This window comes from Catenovulum adriaticum (genome assembly GCF_026725475.1).
GTDB classification, from domain to species: domain Bacteria; phylum Pseudomonadota; class Gammaproteobacteria; order Enterobacterales; family Alteromonadaceae; genus Catenovulum; species Catenovulum adriaticum.
In genome coordinates, this window is record NZ_CP109967.1 from 210,745 (window position 1) to 228,487 (window position 17,743).

Here is a 17,743-nt window from a genome sequence, read left to right on the forward strand (position 1 = left end):
TTTATTTTATAGAACTTTTTAAAGTTTAAATAGTCTATTAATTACAAATAGCCCAGATTAAAGCGATGAATACTTAGTGTCATTCAAATAACGCTTATTCAAATAACTGGGCAAGAGTATAGTATGATGCATTATTATCTTGCAAACAGGAGCACAGACCTAGATGAACTTAGATGTTACCGACCAACAGTTGGTTGAACGTGTTCAGCGTGGTGAAAAGCAAGCATTTAACTTGTTGGTTCAAAAGTACCAGCACAAAATCACCAATTTAGTTGCTCGCTATGTTAAACATCCGGGCGATGTTGCAGACGTTGTACAAGAAGCTTTTATTAAAGCCTATCGTGCTTTACCTGGGTTTAGAGGTGAAAGTGCATTTTATACTTGGCTTTATCGAATATCGGTCAATAGCGCAAAAAATTATATCGCGTCTCAAGCGCGTAAAGTCGCGGTGAATGATATTGATATTGGCGATGCTGAATTTATTGATAGTGCGGATTCACTTCGTGAAAATAGTTCACCAGAGAATTTGCTGATGTCGGATGAGGTAAAACAAACAATTTATAGCTCAATTGATAATTTGCCTGATGATTTAAAAACGGCAATTACGCTTAGAGAAATGGATGGCATGAGTTACGAGGAAATCGCAGATATTATGGATTGTCCTGTTGGGACGGTGCGATCACGTATTTTTAGAGCACGTGAGGCAATTGATAATAATTTACAACCTATGTTAAACCGAGCTTAAGCTAATTGGGATTGGTTAACAGTTTTAAAATGTGCAAGTTGAATAAACTTGTTGTTTTTTCGAGCAAATAAGTGAAGTGAGTATGAGTTCAAAAGTGAAAGAAAATATTTCTGCTTTAATAGATGGCCAACCTGACCAAGGTAAAACGCTTGATAAGTTAAAGCAGGATTCAAAACTTGCTGAGTGCTTTGGGCGCTATCATCTAATTGGTGATGCGATGCGAAACGAATTGCCAGCTCAACTTAATTTAGACATAGCTGATCAAATTGCTCAAGCGATAGACAAAGAGCCGGTTGTATTAGCGCCAAACGCAAAGCATACCGCTGCTGAACAAACGGCGACTGAAAAAGTCAAATCGAACAAAGTGGTTAGTTTTTTCCGACCTGCTATGCAATATGGGTTAGCGGCTTCATTTGCAGCAGCTTTAGTAGTTGGATTTCAAGCAGAAGAACAAGCGGTTCATGTTCCTCAACCTGTATTACAAACATTCCCGATCGGTGGTGCACTAGATCCGGTTAGCATGCAAGAGGTTGAAGCTTATCCGAGTATCAGCTCAAATGAAGCAGCTCTGCAACGACAGCGAATTAATGCGTATATTATGGATCATGCGCAGCAGCTTAAGACGCGTCAATACAATTCATTAGAAGCAGCAGAGGAAAGTCAACCTGAACAAGTTAAACCGCCAATCAATTAAAATAATCTTTTCGCTGACCTCAAGTTTGGCTAGGTGGGCAAAATACTTGTTAGTGGCAAGTTGCCTGATTTATAGTACAGCTTGGGCACAGTCAGATGCTAATGCTTGGTTAGAACGCATGAACCAAGCTATTAAAACGCTCAATTATGAAATGTCATTCGTTATTATTCAAAATGACAAAGCGGATCCTTGGCGTTGGTTTCATGGCACCATTGATGGTCAAGAGCGCGAAATTTTAACTTCGCTTAATGGACCTGGCCAGCAACTTATTCGCAAAGGTGATACGCTAACGTATCTGCAACCAGAGCAAACCGCTTATAGTATTAAAGATACGGTTTCGCATGGGCCCTTGCCTGAAATTTTGCGAGCTGATTTACAGCAAATTAAAGCTTCATACGTGGCCCATTTGATGGGTAAAAGCCGGGTTGCTGGCCTGCCTGCACGTTTAATTAGAGTTATTGCCAAAGACGATAATAGATACAATTATTGGCTATGGTTACATGAAAAAACGGGGCTATTGTTAAAAGCTGCTATTGTTTCAAGAGCAGGTGAAATTTTGGAACAATTGCAGGTTTCACATTTGCAAGTCACAAATGAAGCCAGCGATATATTACATGAAATTCACCAAGCCGATTTACCAGAAGCCTTTACCATTAAAAATAGTGCGCCAATAAAAGCAGTTGACTGGGACATCAATTGGATGCCAAACGGGTTTGAACCTGTTAAAGTTGATCGCCACTATTTGTTTGGGCGCAAGCAATTGGTTGACTATGTGATGCTTTCAGATGGTGTCGTCTGGTTTTCTGTTTACCTAAGAAGAACTGATGGAGAAGACCAAATTCCAAGTGCGGCTTTAAGTTCTGGCGCCAATAGTTATTTAACTAAAAAGATTAATCAGGCTGAAGTGACTGTGATAGGTAAAATTCCGTTAAAAACAGCAGAAAAACTGATCAGCTCTATTCGGTGGGAATAGATGTTATACGAAAAAGCGACAGTGATAGAGCGGTACAATAACGATCTAATTTGGGTCGAAACTCAAATTAAAACGAGCTGTAATGCCTGTTCTCATAATTCTGAATGCGGTACAGGCATGATTGCAAAATCTTTAACGCCTAAATCAAATAATGTATTGGTTGAATGCGCTCATGAAGTGGCTGCTGGAGAGCAAATAACAGTTGCTGTGCCGGAACAAAGCATAGTTTCGGGTGCGTTTATTTTATATGGTGTGCCTTTATTTTTGTTTATGGCGGCATTAATTGCCAGCCATTTTCTAATTCAGCTTGAGCTAATTAGTTTAGTGATTGCTTTGTTATTTGGCTGGCTAGGGTTTTATTTTGCGAGGCCTTTAACTAAACGCTTTAATCAAAACCAAAACTTGCCGTATGTAGTGCATGAACCTGCAGGATTTGTGTGTGTACAATCTGACTAGTCATTTTCTTCAATTTCATTTTTTTCAAATGAAATAATATTATCTACTTTCATTTCAAATGCTTCGACAAATGCATTTTTAATCAGTGAAATTAACGTGGCGAGCGTTGAAACTTCAGCGTTATCCAAGGTTCCGCTGATGGGAATGCGCGCGGCCACTAAATCACTATCGTTGTTTTCTAAAATATTGCCAAATAGCTCCATCGTGTTTTCAAAAATAAAGGTGAGTGGCCCATCGTCGTCTTGTTCAATATCTTCGCGCCATGAAAACACATTTAAATCATAAATTCCTGCTTTTAAATAACCATCAATTTGACCGTCTTTGCAGACCAATTCCATAGCACCATCAATCGCACCAGCTTCTATATCAAATGGGGTGTAAAATTTAATTGCAGAATCTATGTGTTGAATTGGAAACCGTTGCATTTCGGCATTAAAGTCAAAGTTGGCTTTTTTAGTTAAAGTATCAAGTTGCCCCTTTAATTTTAGCGATGATTCACCCATTAGCTTCCCAGTAAAAGTAAATTGAGACGCTAGGCTTTTGCTGAGTTCTTGGCTATTGGTGATATTGGTTGCTTGCCCATGCAAATCAGAAATATAAGTGTTGGTTTGGTCTTCATTTTTCGAGTTTATTAAGGTGATTTTTCCATCAGAAATTGACACTTTATCAATCGAAAATAATACAATATCATTGGCGAGCCCAATCCAAGTATCTTCGTTAGTAAGTTTTTGGTGTTCATCTGTTGGTGTGACATCGGGTTCGTTATCATAAATGACAATTTCTGGCTGTTGTATTTGCATTTTCGTGACGATATTACCGCTAAAAAGTGCAGACCAAAGCAAAGATAAATCGAGTTGTTTAATACTTAACAAAGGTTTTTTGTTATTGTCTAAATCAATTGCATAAATGGCAATATTTTGTATGTTATAGGCGCCTCGATAAAGTTGTAAATCGACATCGCCAATTGAACCTGTTATCCCCTCTGCGTTTTGCAACGAACGGTTGGCTATTTGCTGGACGAAAAATGGCGCCAGAAGACGCAAAATAACTAAAACAATAAGGCTAAAGCACAGCAACTTTAACCTTGTTTTATACTTAGTTTTGGTTGCTGTGCTTGAAGTTTCCAATATTACTGCTCCATTATTGGGTTATTTTTACTTAACTTATTGTAAAAATTACGGGCTAACGTTTTGCAATGATCCAAACGGCATGAATAATCCCCGGAATATAGCCTAATAATGTAAGTAATATATTCAGCCAAAAAGCCCCGCCAAGACCAACTTGCAAGAACACGCCTAGCGGCGGTAATAAGATAGCGAAAATAATCCGAATTAAATCCATATTTTTCTCCTTAAATGAGCTAGTTAAGTATCACGATTGATTACGATGCTAGCGTAAATTAGCGATGCTGTTACATCGTAAGTTTTTTAACTATAGATGATGTAGGCAATATTCGTACCTTAATTTACAATATTGAGGCATAAAGTTGTTTTTTGAACAAATGGGTTTAATATATTTTGATTTTTAGCTGGATTAATATACAGAAATTGTATTGTTTTTGTTCACCTTGTATATATGCATTTAGGTTAAAGCTTTTGGTTTACATCAAGCACTTAGCCCAAAATTAAACAAAGCTTTATAGCTAAAATATAAAGTGTATAATGGCAGTAATTTTTACCGTTTACGAAAGTTTAAGTATTGGCTAACCGTTTTGAACATTTATTTTTGTTGAGCCAACGACACAATACACGACTTAAACCTAATCGAATTTCAGAGAGAATAATTTGAGTACATTCAAACACATACGTAACTTTTCCATTATTGCACATATCGATCACGGCAAGTCTACTTTATCTGATAGATTAATTCAGGTTTGTGGTGGCTTAACTAGCCGTGAAATGGCCGCACAAGTGTTGGACTCGATGGATATTGAGCGTGAGCGTGGTATTACCATTAAAGCACAAAGTGTGACCTTAAATTATACGGCAAAAGATGGTGAAACATACCAGTTAAACTTTATTGATACGCCAGGCCATGTTGATTTTAGTTATGAAGTTTCACGTTCTCTAGCGGCTTGTGAAGGGGCGTTATTAGTTGTTGATGCTGGACAAGGGGTTGAAGCTCAAACTTTGGCTAACTGCTATACCGCGATTGAAATGGAACTAGAAGTGGTGCCTGTATTAAACAAAATCGATTTACCACAGGCTGAGCCAGATAGAGTGGCTGAAGAAATTGAAGATATTGTCGGGATCGATGCATTAGATGCGGTGCGTTGTTCAGCAAAAACGGGAATCGGGATTGAAGATGTACTAGAAACCATTGTTCACCGCATTCCGCCACCTGAGGGTGAATATGATGTACCTTTACAAGCGTTAATTATTGATTCTTGGTTTGATAATTATCAAGGTGTTGTATCGCTTGTTCGAGTGATGCAAGGTGAAATTAAAGCCGGCGAGAAAATGAAAGTGATGTCAACTGGCCAAGAGCATGTCATCGACCAAATTGGTATTTTTACCCCTAAGCAAACAAAAACAGGTGTCTTGCGAGCAGGTGAAGTAGGTTATGTTATTGCAGGGATTAAAGATATTTTAGGTGCGCCTGTTGGTGATACTATCACGAATAGCCGAAAACCTGCTGAAGCGCAATTACCTGGCTTTAAAAAAGTTAAACCTCAGGTTTATGCAGGTATCTTTCCGATTTCGTCTGATGATTTTGAAGATTTGCGTGATGCTTTAGGCAAGTTAAGTTTAAACGATGCATCACTTTTTTATGAACCAGAAAGTTCGACTGCACTGGGTTTTGGTTTCCGCTGTGGCTTTTTAGGTATGTTGCACATGGAAATCATTCAAGAACGTTTAGAGCGTGAGTATGATATCGACCTCATCACGTCAGCACCGACAGTGGTTTATAAAGTAGAAGAAAAAAATGGCACAATCAGCATGGTTGATAATCCATCTGATTTGCCGCCAGTTGGCAATATTGAAGCAATTTATGAGCCGATAGCTGAATGTAGTATTTTAGTGCCTCAAGAGCATTTAGGTAATGTTATTACTTTATGTGTAGAAAAACGAGGTGTGCAAAAAAATATGAGCTATCACGGTAACCAAGTGAATTTGGTTTATGATATTCCGATGGCAGAGGTGGTTTTAGACTTTTTTGACCGTTTAAAATCAACCAGCCGTGGTTATGCCTCGTTAGATTATAGTTTTAAAAAGTTTGAACTCTCTGACATGGTGCGGGTCGATATTTTGATTAATGGTGAGCGAGTCGATGCGCTTGCGTTAATTACACACAGAGACCAATCACAATTTCGTGGACGTGCAATGGCAGATAAATTAAAAGATTTAATTCCTCGCCAGATGTTTGATATTGCAATTCAAGCGACCATAGGTGCGCATGTTATTGCGCGAACAACGGTTAAACAGTTGCGTAAAAACGTTATCGCTAAATGTTATGGTGGTGATGTATCTCGTAAGAAAAAGCTTTTACAAAAGCAAAAAGAAGGTAAAAAGCGAATGAAGCAACTTGGTAACGTTGAAGTGCCTCAAGAAGCATTTTTGTCTGTGTTAAAGCTTGGGAAATAATATTAAAAATTAGGAACTTATATGGCCAGCTATTTTTCGGTTTTATTGTTTGTATTAACCCTTTCGACTGGTTTAATTTGGTTGATTGATGCCAAAGTGTGGGCACCTAAGCGCAAGCAAAAATTAGCAGCAGTGCAGGCAAAATCGAGTGTTGAATTAGATCAAAAAACACAAGACTCTATGTTGCAACAAAATTCGGTCGCCGAATTTTCGCAATCGGTTTTTCCGGTTATTGCATTTGTATTTGTGCTTCGTTCTTTTTTATATGAACCGTTTCAGATTCCATCTGGTTCTATGATGCCAACTTTACTGGTTGGTGATTTTATTTTGGTTGAAAAATTTGATTATGGCATTCGAAACCCAATTGCCAATAATATTTTAATCGATACAAACTTGCCGGAGCGTGGCGATGTGGCTGTGTTTAAATACCCAGAAGATATCCGCTTAGATTACATAAAACGAATTGTGGGTTTACCGGGCGATCGGATTATTTATCGCAATAAATATTTATATGTATTACCTGCCTGTGGAGAAAATACCGAGTGTACTGATCAATTTCAAGAAATGAAAAAGACTTTAGTAAACAAAGGTGAATTTACCCAAGGACCATACTCGTTAGATAGATACGTTGAAGATTTAGGCGGCGTTAAACACGACGTTTTATTGAATTACCGTATGCCTGATATGTCGCCACGCTACTTTAAGCAAAGTGCGACCGCTCGCAATGATGAGTGGATAGTACCAGAAGGGCATTATTTTGCGCTTGGGGATAATCGCGATAATTCAACAGATAGCCGTTTTTGGGGGTTTGTTCCTGAAGAAAATTTAGTGGGTAAAGCTGTCTTTATTTGGATGAGTTTTGAGTTTGAACGCGATGAAAGCGATTGGCTACCTTCTTGGTTACCAAGTAATATTCGTTTTAATCGTATTGGCGGTATACCAGGAGCAAGCCAAATTGAAAGCAATGATTAACCCACTAAACAAGCTGAGTAAAGCCATTGGTTATCAATTTAACAATGAGAGCCTGCTAGAGCAAGCTTTAACGCATCGTAGTGCAAAAAGTGTACATAACGAACGCTTAGAATTTTTAGGTGATTCGATTTTAAGTTTTGTGATTGCGGAGCAGCTCTATATTCAATTTCCAAAATGCAAAGAAGGCGATTTAAGCCGGATGCGTTCGACTTTGGTTCGAGGTGAAACTTTAGTTGAATTAGCTCAAGATTTTTTGATTAGTGACTATTTAACTCTAGGGCCTGGTGAACTTAAAAGCGGAGGTCATAGACGGACTTCTATTTTAGAAGATGCGGTAGAAGCCATTATTGGCGCTATTTATTTAGATTCAGATATTAACACCATTAAAACCATCATTTTAGATTGGTATGAAAGCCGTTTAAAAGCGTTAAAACCCGGACAAGAGCAAAAAGATGCAAAAACTCAATTACAAGAGTGGCTGCAAGGGCGTAAGCAAGAATTACCCCAATATCAAGTTGTGAGTATTACCGGAAAAGATCACAAACAAACATTTTGCGTCAGTTGCTGTATTGAACATTTATCTCAATCAACTCAGGGTAAAGGTTCAAGTCGCCGCAAAGCGGAACAAGAAGCAGCACGTGCTATGCTAAATCAATTAACTTCATCTTAGGCTAAAACTGATATGACAACTCCAGAAACATATTGTGGCTTTGTTGCCATTGTCGGGCGACCTAATGTCGGTAAATCTACTTTAGTAAACCGAATTGTCGGTCAAAAAGTGAGTATTACCTCTAGAAAAGCACAAACGACTCGTCACCGAGTCCTTGGTATTCATACTAAAGGGGCTTATCAAACTGTATATGTGGATACACCTGGTTTGCATTCAGATGAAAAGCGAGCGATTAATCGTTTAATGAATCGAGCAGCACATAGCTCAATCTCTGATGTTGCTTTGGTTCTCTTTATGGTTGAAGGCACACATTGGTATGATGACGATGAAATGGTGCTTAACCGTATAAAACAGGCGGGTGTGCCTTGTGTTTTAGTGATTAACAAAGTAGATAACGTAAAACAAAAAGGTGAATTATTACCGCATTTACAAATGTTAGCTAGCAAACACGATTTTAAAGATATTATTCCGATTTCAGCTGAAAACGGTGAACAAGTTGCAGATTTAGAAAAAATTGTTGAGGGCAACTTGCAAGCTTGTGAACATTATTTTCCTGAAGATTATTTTACCGATCGTTCATCGCGTTTTATGGTAAGCGAGATTATTCGTGAAAAATTAATGCGTAATACGGGCGATGAGTTGCCTTATGATACGGCGGTTGAAATAGAGCAATTTAAACACCAGCCTAACGGTGTATTAAAAATTAACGCCGCTATTTTAGTGAGCCGTGAACCACAAAAACGAATAGTGATTGGTAAAGGCGGTGAAAAAATTAAAGTGATAGGCCGGGATGCCCGCATGGATATTCAAGATATGATGGGCTGTAAAGTTTACCTTGAACTTTTTGTAAAAGTAAAATCTGGTTGGGCAGATGACGAAAGAGCGCTTCGCAGCTTAGGATACGGCGACGAATAACGTCGCTCATTTTTCACGGTTTAATTAATGCAACAAGCAATAGTTTTACACGCAAAACCTCATCGTGAAAACTCATTTTTATGCCAATTACTCACCGAGCGAGACGGACGAATAACTGCCTTTGCTCGGCGCAGTAAAAACCAAGCCCATTTAACCCCTTTCAATTTATATTTAATTCATACTGTGCAAGGCCATGGTGAACTGTTTTTTATTCAAAGTAGTGAACTTGTTAAATCAATGGACACATTAAAAGGTGCTCGATTGTATAGTGGTTTGTATATTAACGAGTTGATTGCTAAATTATTGCATCAAGTGCTACAGCCTGAGCAATGTCTAGACTGGTATATTCGCTGCTTACAAAATTTACTAGATGATACACAGCCAATAGAACCCAGCTTACGTTGTTTTGAGTTAGATTTAATTGATGAGCTGGGATTAGCGCCCGATTATTTTCATTGTGCCATAACGGGTAAACCCCTAAATCCGCACGCTTATTATCAGTTTCAACCTGATTTAGGCTGGGTACCCAATGCTAATCATTTTGGTGTTGCTTCACCTAAATTAACGGGAGAGCAAATTCAGCAAATGGCGACTCGTTCATGGCAAAATGGCACGACGTTAAAACAAAGCAAAATATTTATGCGTTGGTGGTTAGATATTTTATTAATGGGCCGACCATTAAAAAGCCGAGATTTATTTAAGTACAAGCGCTAATAACTTACTATTCGAATTAAGAGAGAATCGCATGAAAGAAATTTTACTAGGGGTTAATATTGATCATATTGCAACCCTTCGCCAAGCCAGAGGTACCAGTTATCCAGATCCAGTCCATGCGGCAGCTGTAGCTGAACATGCAGGTGCAGATGGGATCACTATTCATTTACGTGAAGACAGACGTCATATACAAGACAGAGATGTAGATGTGCTGGCGCAAACCATTCAAACTCGAATGAATTTAGAAATGGCCGTGACAGATGAAATGATTAGAGTCGCAGAGCGAATTAAACCAGCATTTTGTTGTTTAGTACCCGAAAAACGTGAAGAGCTAACAACCGAAGGTGGCTTAGATGTAGCCGGCCAAATCGATAAAATGATCACAGCGGTTGAACGTATAACCGCTGGTGGTACCCAAGTATCATTATTTATTGACGCAGACCATTTGCAAATTGATGCGGCTAAAAAATCAGGCGCAACTTATATTGAGTTACATACCGGCGGTTATGCTGATGCAAAAACTGAAGCGGCAGCAGAGTCTGAGCTAAAACGTATTGCAAAAGCAGCGGCCTATGCCGATTCAATTGGTTTAAAAGTGAATGCCGGGCACGGTTTACATTACCATAATGTAAAACCTGTTGCCGCTATTCCACAATTAATTGAACTGAATATAGGGCATGCGATTATCGCCCGTGCTGCAATAGACGGCTTAGCAAAAGCGGTAAGTGATATGCGTGCTTTAATGCTAGAAGCCCGAGCTTAAGCTTAGCTAAATTGGAGCACGATTAAAAATGGCTATTATCGGATTAGGGACAGATATTGTTGAAATTGCCCGATTTAAACCCGCCCAGTTAACCAAAATTGCAAAGCGGGTTCTGACCCAATCTGAATATGAATTATTTTTACATCATAAACAACAGCAGCGTTTTTTAGCTAAACGCTGGGCTGCAAAAGAAGCAGCCGCTAAAGCCGTAGGTACAGGCATAGCAAAAGGTGTCAGTTTTCAGGATTTTAACATTTCAAACTTGGAATCTGGCGCGCCTGTAATGTCTATAAGTGGGGTGGCTGAATCCTTACTTAAGCGTCCTTTTAAAGTTCACATTAGCATATCGGATGAGCAAACACATGCTGTTGCTACTGTAATCATTGAGCGCTAAGCAGTGACATTTATGATTAGCAAATTAGAACCTTCCTTTATTGCATCTCCTGACTGACAGCTACATTTTTAATGTAGCTGTCTATTCTAAAATTAATATCACAATAAAAACTTTATTTTTGTAAATTAATACGTACGTTAAATGTAAGTTTATACTTTCATTAGTTTTAAGTGACCTCAATAATTGCGGCCCTCCCCAGCAGAATTAACCTAGGTATACCTTAATTAACGACTGTGACTATTATTTTAGTGACTTTCTGAATTATTTTTAGGATATAACTGTATTTTAATTCTGGACTGGTTAATTTTGTCTATAAAACTAAACTTAATAAATATCACACCTAGGACGCTACCAAATTATTGGTATGCAGTTTATTAGAGATACATAGAAGGATTTAGTTATGAAAAAATATTTAATTTATTTATTGGTACTCAGTTTGACTGCTTGCTCTTTAGATTTTGGCTCTGATAATGATTCAGATCCAGAAGAATTTAAAGTGAGTAATACATTTAATGTGGTCTTATCTGGTTCGCAAGAAGTGCCCAGCGTCACGTCCGATAACAAAGCAGAAGCTATTATTGAATATGATGAAGATCGAATGCAGTTTAGAGCTAAGTTAGATGCCACCGAAGTGGATAATTTTTCTGCTGCTCATATTCATCAAGGTTACGTAGGCACGAATGGCGACGTTGCTTTTGCTTTTGAGCCAAGTGAAACCTCGGGTATGTATTATATTGAAGAAACTATGTTAGATCAGGCCGCAGTAGAAGAAATGCTGGATGGTGGCTGGTATGTCAATGTTCATACTCAAGAGAATCCCTCCGGTGCTTTACGTGGACAGATTTTAACAGATGATTTTATCCTATTCACTTTTAAGTTATCAGGCGAGCAGGAAGTTCCGGCAGTCGATACAAACGCCATGGGTTATGGCTATGCGACTTATCATCAAACATCTGGTGAGTTAGATTTAAAAGTGACAGCGATGGCGCTTGAAGGGGCTAATGCAGCACATATTCATACGGGACGAATGGGTACAAATGGTGGCGTTGCAATTGCATTATCACAAGGTGCAGATGCATCTCAATGGGTAACGCCTAGTGAAACCATGATAGATAGTGGCACGGCCGAAACTCTATTATCGGGTGGGCATTATGTGAATGTACACACGAGTGAAAACCCATCAGGTGAAATTCGTGGTCAAATTTTAGCGGATAACTTTGCGTTAGTGACCTTTGCTTTAAATGGTGAACAAGAAGTACCAGCGGTTAGTACAGATGCAATGGGCAGCGGTTATGCTCTGATTGATATGAATGATTATGCGCTTGAATTACAAGTTGTGACTTCTGGGGTAAGTGATGCCACTGCTGCCCATATTCATACTGGTCGAATAGGCACAAATGGAGGGGTATTAGTGGGATTAGAGCAATCTACAGATGATATGAATGTGTGGAAGGCGCCTGCGAATACTAATTTAACCGAAGCTGTGTTTAATACTTTAATAGATGGCGGACATTATGTGAATGTGCATACACCAGCTAATGCGGGTGGTGAAATCCGCGGTCAAATTTTAACGGATCATTTTAATTTACTGACATTTCCTATTAGTGGCAGCCAAGAGGTGCCAGCTGTTACAACAGATGCGATGGGCAGTGGTTATGCTTTAGTGTATTTACTTACGAATGAGCTTGAGCTAAAAGCGGTGACTTCTGGGGTAAGTGATGCCACTGCTGCACATATCCATGCTGGTATTTTAGGTGTAAATGGCGATGTCGTCGTTGCGCTTGAGCAAGATAGTTCAGATACTAACATTTGGATGACACCAGATAACACCATGCTTGAGCAAAGTGTTTTAGATACGTTTCTTGATGCCGGTCACTATATTAATATTCATACGCCAGCTAATCCGAGCGGACAAATAAGAGGACAAATCGTCTTTTAATTTTAAGCCTATCTTTTACCCAATGAACTAGCGCAGATTTAAATGTTAACTGAATTTAATCTGCGTTTATGTACCTACTGACCCGAGCCATATTTTGTCTGACGATGCACAAAAAATTAAATTTTATTCTTTAAATAGTATATTTAATAATTAACCTAAATCATATTTGTCTTACGATACTCGAAAATAGCCGATATATGCGATAAATATTTGCACTTAACGTTTGTGTAAGCGAAAATACCCCCCGATTTTATACTGCTGAAATTGAATATGATCGGCAGTCATTTTATATATTCGACGCTACCAAGAAATGGTTAACTTAAGGAGTTAAAATGTCGTCACGCAAAGAACTTGCTAACGCTATCCGTGTATTGAGTATGGACGCGGTTCAAAAAGCTAAATCTGGTCACCCGGGTGCGCCTATGGGGATGGCTGACATCGCTCAAGTATTATGGTGTGATTTTTTAGACCACAATCCAACAAATCCAAAGTGGCCAGATCGAGATCGTTTTATCTTATCTAACGGTCACGGCTCAATGTTGATCTATTCATTACTTCATTTGTCAGGCTACAACTTGCCTATGGAGCAATTACAACAATTCCGTCAAATGCATTCTCAAACGCCAGGTCATCCAGAGTATGGTTATACTGAAGGTGTTGAAACCACGACTGGTCCATTAGGCGCAGGTGTTTCTAATGCAGTTGGTTTTGCTATTGCTGAAAAAACGTTAGCAGCACAGTTTAATCGTGAAGGCCACGATATCGTTGATCATTTCACATACTGTTTCTTAGGTGACGGTTGCTTAATGGAAGGTATCTCTCATGAAGCTTGTTCTTTAGCTGGTACTTTAGGTCTAGGTAAATTAATCGCATTTTGGGATGACAATGGCATTTCGATCGACGGTCATGTTGAAGGTTGGTTTACCGACGATACACCTAAACGTTTTGAATCATACGGCTGGCACGTTGTTGAAGGTGTAGACGGTCACGATCCTGAAGCAATTAAAGCTGCTATTGAAGAAGCTAAATCAGTGACTGACAAACCAACAATGATTTGTTGTAAAACAATTATTGGTTTAGGTTCGCCTAATAAATCAGGTAGCCATGATTGTCATGGTGCTCCATTAGGTGATGAAGAAATTGCAGCAGCACGTGAATTTTTACAATGGCCACATGCACCGTTTGAGATTCCGTCAGACGTTTATGCAGGTTGGGATGCCAAAGAAGCTGGTACTGCAAAAGAAAAAGCTTGGGAAGCTAAATTTGAAGCTTATAAAGCGGCTTATCCTGAGTTAGCAGCTGAGTTTGAGCGTCGTGTTATTAAAGGTGATTTACCTGCTGATTTTGCTGAAAAAGCGCAAGCTTTCATCGCTGAAACACAAGCAAAAGGTGAAAAAGTAGCATCACGTAAAGCATCACAAAGTACTATTGAAGCATTTGGCGCTATCTTACCTGAATTATTAGGTGGTTCTGCCGATTTAGCCGGTTCTAACTTAACATTATGGTCAGGTTCGAAAGGTATTCAAGATGATGCTGCTGGTAACTACATCCATTATGGTGTGCGTGAATTCGGTATGTCAGGTATCATGAACGGTATCTCATTACACGGCGGTTTTATCAACTACGGTGCAACTTTCATGATGTTTATGGAATACGCACGTAATGCGGTACGTATGTCTGCATTAATGGGCATTCAAAATATTTTTGTTTATACGCACGATTCAATTGGTCAAGGTGAAGATGGTCCAACTCACCAACCTATTGAACAAGTCGCTAATTTACGTATGACACCAAATATGTCTACATGGCGTCCTGGTGATGCGACTGAATCTGCAGTGGCATGGAAAGTAGCGGTTGAACGTCAAAAAGCGCCAACTGCATTAGTCTTTAGCCGTCAAGGTTTAGCGGCTCAAACGCGTACTGCTGAACAAGTCGCTAACATTGAAAAAGGTGGTTATGTATTAGTTGATACAGACGGTACACCAGATGTTATTTTAATTGCGACTGGTTCAGAAGTTGAATTAGCGGTAAATTCAGTTAAAGCATTAGCTGACGAAGGGATTAAAGCACGCGTTGTTTCTATGCCTTCAACGGATACTTTTGATGCACAAACTGCAGAATATAAAGAATCAGTATTACCAGCTGCTGTTACTAAGCGTGTTGCAATTGAAGCAGCTCATGCTGACTATTGGTACAAGTATGTTGGTTTCAACGGTGGTTTTGTGTGTATGACAACCTTTGGTGAATCTGCACCAGGCGGTGAGTTATTCAAGCACTTTGGCTTTACTGTTGAAAACGTAGTTGCTACGGTTAAAAAATTAGGCTAATTATTAGCTTTATGAACTGAAAAAGGCAGGCTTTAAGTCTGCCTTTTTGCGCTTGGAGATACCATCATTATTAGAGTTGCGATTAATGGGTTTGGCCGAATTGGACGAAGTGTCGTTCGTGCAATACATGAATATGGCCTAGCTGATGAGTTCAAAATCGTCGCGATTAATGAACTGGCTTCACCTGAATCTATTTTACATCTATTAAAATATGACACCTCTCACGGTAAATTTAATGCCGATGTCTCACTTGAAAATAATCGCTTGCAGATTAATGGTCAGCTCATTCAATTGTTGAATGAACAAAAAATATCTGAATTACCTTGGTCAAACATGCGAGTTGACGTGGTTTTTGAATGTTCAGGGCAAGTTTCTGGGTTTGAGGATGCTTTTGTTCATATACGTCAAGGTGCAAGCAAGGTATTATTATCTCACCCAGGTGATAATAACATGGATGCGACTATCGTTTACGGCGTTAATCAACAAGTATTAACGCGCCGTGATAGGGTCGTCTCTGCTGCGTCTTGTACCACCAATGGCTGCGTCCCAGTGATTACTGTATTAGATCAAGCCTTTGGCATTGAAAGTGGCAGTATTACAACAATACATTCAGCCATGAATGATCAGCCGGTTATTGATTCTTATCATCAGGATTTAAGGCGGACACGAGCGGCTAGTCAATCAATTATTCCGGTAGATACCCGTTTATCTGCGGGCATTGAAAGAATTTTACCCAAATTCCAAGGTCGGTTTGAGGCTATTTCGGTTCGTGTGCCAACAGTCAATGTGACCGCCCTAGTTTTGAGTATTACGATTGAAAAAGAAGCAAGTATCAACCAAATAAATCAAGTTATTAAAGAGGCTGCATCGAACGAGTTAAAAGGCATATTGGATTACACCGAAGCGCCTTTGGTGTCTATAGATTTTAATCATGATCCACATTCATGTATTTTAGATGGTACTCAGACTCGAGTAAGTCATAATAAATTAGTCAAAGTTTTAGTATGGTGTGATAACGAATGGGGTTATGCTAACCGCATGTTAGACACATGCCGAGCAATGATGTCCGCTGAATAAATCGGCGGCAAGGAATGATTAACATCAATTGATGGTAGCTCAATTGATGCTTGTAAAAGCAATCATGTTGTTAATTTCAGTTATTGGGTTTTAAACAACATAATAAATTTATATTTTAAAAATAATTGGAGATTCGCTTATGTCAGTAATCAAAATGACTGACCTAGATTTAAATGGCAAAACGGTTTTAATTCGTGAAGATTTAAATGTGCCTTTTGATGATGCACAAAACATCACATCAACTGTTCGTGTAGATTCTGCTATTCCAACCATTAAAGCTGCGCTAGAAAAAGGCGCGGCTGTATTGGTTATGTCTCATTTAGGTCGTCCAACGGAAGGTGAATTTGAGCAAGTGTATTCATTATCACCTGTGGTTGCATACTTAAATGAACAATTAGATGCACCTGTTCGTTTAGCAAGTGATTATTTAGATGGCGTTGAAGCAAAAGCTGGCGAAGTTGTCGTATTAGAAAATGTCCGCTTTAATGTTGGTGAAAAAGCAGATGATGAAGCTTTGTCAAAGAAATTAGCCGCTTTATGTGACGTGTTTGTAATGGATGCATTTGGTACTGCTCACCGTGCGCAGGCTTCTACTCATGGTGTTGCTAAATTTGCACCTGTAGCATGTGCTGGTCCTTTATTGGTTCAAGAGCTTGATGCGTTAGGAAAAGCTTTGGGTAATCCAGAGCGTCCGGTTGTTGCTATTGTTGGCGGCTCAAAAGTTTCTTCTAAATTAACCGTATTAGATGCGTTTTCTAAAATTGTTGATACTTTAGTCGTTGGCGGCGGCATCTCAAATACTTTCGTTGCTTCTGCAGGTAACGAAGTGGGTAACTCTTTATACGAAGCCGATTTAATTCCAGAAGCACAGCGCTTACGTGACACCACTGAAGTTGTATTTGCAACAGATGTACGTACAACTCGTGATGGTTTTAGCGATTGGAGCCATGACTCTAAAACTGAAACGAAAGCAGCTAGTGAAGTACAAGCTGATGAAGAAATCATCGATTATGGTCCAGAGTCTGCAGCTCGTGTAGCTGAAATTGTTAAAAATGCAAAAACGGTTATTTGGAACGGTCCATGTGGTGTTTTTGAATTTGATGCATTTTCAAAAGGTACAGAAACAGTGGCTAAAGCCATTGCAGAAAGCCAAGCGTTTACCATTGCCGGCGGTGGTGACACATTAGCGGCAATCGATAAATGGGACTTAGCAGACAAAATTTCTTATGTTTCAACTGGCGGTGGTGCTTTTTTAGAATTTGTTGAAGGTAAAGAGTTACCGGCTGTTAAAATTTTACAAGAAAGAGCTAAAGCTTAATTAAGGTAGTGATTTAAAACAATCGCTACATCTCTAATCAGCGAGTACGAATTTTAAACAAATTCTACTCGCTTTTATGTTTTATCTGGCTTAAATTAGTCATATTTTTTATTTACAGGCTTGATTGATTCCTAATCTGTTTTTAGGTTATTTAGCCAGCTCCCATATTGTGGTAGACTGCGCCCGTTAATTCATATTCCCA

The 17,743-nt window shown here is 39.0% G+C and carries 17 protein-coding genes; 15 read left to right on the plus strand and 2 right to left on the minus strand.

The genetic code is table 11. The features are described 5' to 3' along the window. Window positions 1-163: 163 nt before the first annotated feature. From rpoE to OLW01_RS16870, 4 genes are all read left to right on the plus strand, one after another. Complete coding sequence (gene rpoE / locus OLW01_RS16855; RefSeq protein WP_268077194.1) at window positions 164-745, plus strand: RNA polymerase sigma factor RpoE; 582 nt, start codon at window positions 164-166, stop codon at window positions 743-745. Between the two features lie 82 nt (window positions 746-827). Continuing rightward, the gene (locus tag OLW01_RS16860; protein ID WP_268077196.1) at window positions 828-1,439 is read left to right on the plus strand and encodes a sigma-E factor negative regulatory protein; all 612 of its coding nucleotides are present in this window, start codon (window positions 828-830) and stop codon (window positions 1,437-1,439) included. Between the two features lie 52 nt (window positions 1,440-1,491). Then, window positions 1,492-2,412 (plus strand): MucB/RseB C-terminal domain-containing protein, encoded by a 921-nt coding sequence (locus OLW01_RS16865; protein ID WP_268077291.1) that lies wholly within the window; start codon window positions 1,492-1,494, stop codon window positions 2,410-2,412. Continuing rightward, complete coding sequence (locus OLW01_RS16870; protein ID WP_268077198.1) at window positions 2,413-2,868, plus strand: SoxR reducing system RseC family protein; 456 nt, start codon at window positions 2,413-2,415, stop codon at window positions 2,866-2,868. It abuts the gene before it with no gap. On the opposite strand, the gene OLW01_RS16875 is transcribed toward OLW01_RS16870, so the two are convergent. Continuing rightward, complete coding sequence (locus tag OLW01_RS16875; RefSeq protein WP_268077200.1) at window positions 2,865-3,995, minus strand: DUF748 domain-containing protein; 1,131 nt, start codon at window positions 3,993-3,995, stop codon at window positions 2,865-2,867. The genes OLW01_RS16870 and OLW01_RS16875 overlap by 4 nt on opposite strands. Before the next feature lie 55 nt (window positions 3,996-4,050). Further along, the gene (locus OLW01_RS16880) at window positions 4,051-4,209 is read right to left on the minus strand and encodes a YqaE/Pmp3 family membrane protein (protein ID WP_268077202.1); all 159 of its coding nucleotides are present in this window, start codon (window positions 4,207-4,209) and stop codon (window positions 4,051-4,053) included. 443 nt (window positions 4,210-4,652) lie between these two features. Between OLW01_RS16880 and lepA the strand changes: the two genes are divergently transcribed. The 11 genes from lepA to OLW01_RS16935 all read left to right on the plus strand — a co-directional run bounded on the left by lepA (window position 4,653) and on the right by OLW01_RS16935 (window position 17,541). Further along, the gene (lepA, locus tag OLW01_RS16885) at window positions 4,653-6,452 is read left to right on the plus strand and encodes a translation elongation factor 4 (RefSeq protein ID WP_268077204.1); all 1,800 of its coding nucleotides are present in this window, start codon (window positions 4,653-4,655) and stop codon (window positions 6,450-6,452) included. 21 nt (window positions 6,453-6,473) lie between these two features. Then, complete coding sequence (lepB, locus tag OLW01_RS16890) at window positions 6,474-7,424, plus strand: signal peptidase I (protein ID WP_268077206.1); 951 nt, start codon at window positions 6,474-6,476, stop codon at window positions 7,422-7,424. Continuing rightward, a complete protein-coding gene (rnc, locus tag OLW01_RS16895) occupies window positions 7,417-8,094 on the plus strand; it encodes a ribonuclease III (RefSeq protein WP_268077292.1) in 678 nt (225 codons plus the stop codon). The genes lepB and rnc overlap by 8 nt, the downstream gene beginning before the upstream one ends. A gap of 12 nt (window positions 8,095-8,106) precedes the next feature. After that, window positions 8,107-9,009, plus strand: coding sequence for a GTPase Era (era, locus tag OLW01_RS16900; protein WP_268077208.1), 903 nt, complete (start codon window positions 8,107-8,109; stop codon window positions 9,007-9,009). Between the two features lie 27 nt (window positions 9,010-9,036). Next, the gene (gene recO, locus OLW01_RS16905) at window positions 9,037-9,723 is read left to right on the plus strand and encodes a DNA repair protein RecO (protein WP_268077210.1); all 687 of its coding nucleotides are present in this window, start codon (window positions 9,037-9,039) and stop codon (window positions 9,721-9,723) included. A 31-nt stretch (window positions 9,724-9,754) separates the two neighbouring features. Beyond that, entirely contained in the window at window positions 9,755-10,486 is a 732-nt protein-coding gene (gene pdxJ / locus OLW01_RS16910) for a pyridoxine 5'-phosphate synthase (protein WP_268077212.1), read from the plus strand. A gap of 28 nt (window positions 10,487-10,514) precedes the next feature. Further along, complete coding sequence (gene acpS, locus OLW01_RS16915) at window positions 10,515-10,880, plus strand: holo-ACP synthase (RefSeq protein WP_268077214.1); 366 nt, start codon at window positions 10,515-10,517, stop codon at window positions 10,878-10,880. Window positions 10,881-11,280: 400 nt separating this feature from the next. Next, entirely contained in the window at window positions 11,281-12,819 is a 1,539-nt protein-coding gene (locus OLW01_RS16920) for a CHRD domain-containing protein (RefSeq protein ID WP_268077216.1), read from the plus strand. A 332-nt stretch (window positions 12,820-13,151) separates the two neighbouring features. Then, window positions 13,152-15,146 (plus strand): transketolase, encoded by a 1,995-nt coding sequence (tkt, locus tag OLW01_RS16925; RefSeq protein ID WP_268077217.1) that lies wholly within the window; start codon window positions 13,152-13,154, stop codon window positions 15,144-15,146. Window positions 15,147-15,209: 63 nt separating this feature from the next. After that, window positions 15,210-16,223, plus strand: coding sequence for an erythrose-4-phosphate dehydrogenase (gene epd, locus OLW01_RS16930; RefSeq protein ID WP_268077293.1), 1,014 nt, complete (start codon window positions 15,210-15,212; stop codon window positions 16,221-16,223). 139 nt (window positions 16,224-16,362) lie between these two features. Continuing rightward, window positions 16,363-17,541 carry a phosphoglycerate kinase gene (locus OLW01_RS16935; protein WP_268077218.1) on the plus strand — a complete coding sequence of 393 codons (1,179 nt, stop codon included), beginning with the start codon at window positions 16,363-16,365 and terminating at the stop codon, window positions 17,539-17,541. The last annotated feature ends 202 nt before the right edge of the window (window positions 17,542-17,743 follow it).